General features: G+C 39.6%; 2 protein-coding genes. Both read left to right on the plus strand.

The genetic code is table 11. The features are described 5' to 3' along the window. The first annotated feature begins 27 nt into the window (after positions 1-27). Positions 28-402, plus strand: coding sequence for a hypothetical protein (locus D0T50_RS13835; protein WP_163224033.1), 375 nt, complete (start codon positions 28-30; stop codon positions 400-402). Positions 403-434: 32 nt separating this feature from the next. Further along, a complete protein-coding gene (locus D0T50_RS13410; RefSeq protein ID WP_239058270.1) occupies positions 435-1,286 on the plus strand; it encodes an IS3 family transposase in 852 nt (283 codons plus the stop codon). Positions 1,287-1,552: the final 266 nt, after the last annotated feature.

A 1,552-nucleotide genomic window follows, 5' to 3' on the forward strand; every position in this document is an offset into this window, starting at 1 on the left:
TTTTTGCTGCATAATATTTTCTTATTTATGCATAAAACCGTACAACATCGCTACAGTGAAACTTTTAAGTTAGAAGTTTTGCGTGACCATTACTCCAATGGTTTGTCTCTTTCTTTTACCGTCCGTAAGTGGAATTTGAGTTGTGTTAAACTCTTACTTACTTGGATGGAGCGCTATCCAATTGATTCAAAACTTTTATCTTTGAATATTGAAACCATATCCTGCTACGAAATGTCCAAGCAAAAGAAGAGTAAAGAAGCAGTTCTTCAAGAGCAGGTTCTTAACTTAAAGAAAGCACTGGAGATGGAGAAACTCCGTTCCCGTGCTTTCGAGGCGTTGATTGAGATTACTGAAAAAGAAGAAGGTATTTCTATCTTAAAAAAAGATGGTGCCAAGCAGTAACGAGCCTCCACGAAGAGTATCCGAAGGTAACTTTGCATACGCTTTGTGGGCTGTTTGGCAAGACTCGCCAGGCTTATTATAAGAAGAAAAAGGTTTTGCTTACCCGTTCTCAAATAAGAACGGTCTTACTGGAGACCATTTCCTATTATCGTACTCAAGACCCCTGCATAGGTGGCTTGAAGTTATATTGGGAGCTTTCCTGTTTATATGGACATCAGGTAACGGGTGGACGGGATGCGTTTTTCAATTTTCTACGGACAGAAAAGCTTATGTTACCTGCCCGGAAACCCAGATACACTACTCAATCTAATCATCTGTACATGAAATATCCCAATCTAATAAAGGGATTGATTGCCAGCTATCCTAACCATATTTGGGTGAGTGATATCACCTATATTTGGATAGAGGGAGGTGTGTGTTATCTACATTTACTAACTGACGTTTATTCACATGCTGTTTTAGGCTGGGAGCTGGCTCCCGGTCTTCATGCGGAGCATACAGCCAGAGCTCTTTCGCAAGCCATAGAGAAAGCATCGGGAGGCAATCTGTGTGGTACAATCCATCACTCCGACCGCGGATCGCAATATGCTTGCGACTTATATGTGGGCTTGCTCAAAGAACATCACATTCGTATAAGTATGACAGAGTGTTATAAACCTACCGATAATGCTGTGGCAGAAAGAATGAATGGAATACTCAAAACAGAATGGGTTTATGCAACTGCTCTTTTCAAATCAGAGCAGCACGCCAGAGAGGAAATTGCACGAATGATACAATTCTATAATTACCAAAGACCCCATATGAGCATTGGAATGAAGAAACCAATGGATGTATATGAAGGAGAAGTTCCGGGAGAAAATTTATGGAAAAAGAAAACTAAATAAATAAAAGAATGAACTACATTTGTAAAACCGAGAAACAAGGTGGCGAAGGTGTATGCCATTGTTACCAAAAGTTGACAGGGTATCGAACCCTGCCAACTTTTACCGAGAAAGCAAGGAAGACTCGGAATGTCCATTATTTTTTAAGTGACAACCTCTTTAGTAAGTACGTGATATGAATGACAACCTTTTTAGAATGAAAAGATATATTGCGACAACCTTTTTAGTAACAAGCAGTAAAAACTGACAACCACTTTCAGTATAAGTCA

Source organism: Bacteroides sp. 214 (genome assembly GCF_010501015.1).
Taxonomy (GTDB): domain Bacteria; phylum Bacteroidota; class Bacteroidia; order Bacteroidales; family Bacteroidaceae; genus Bacteroides.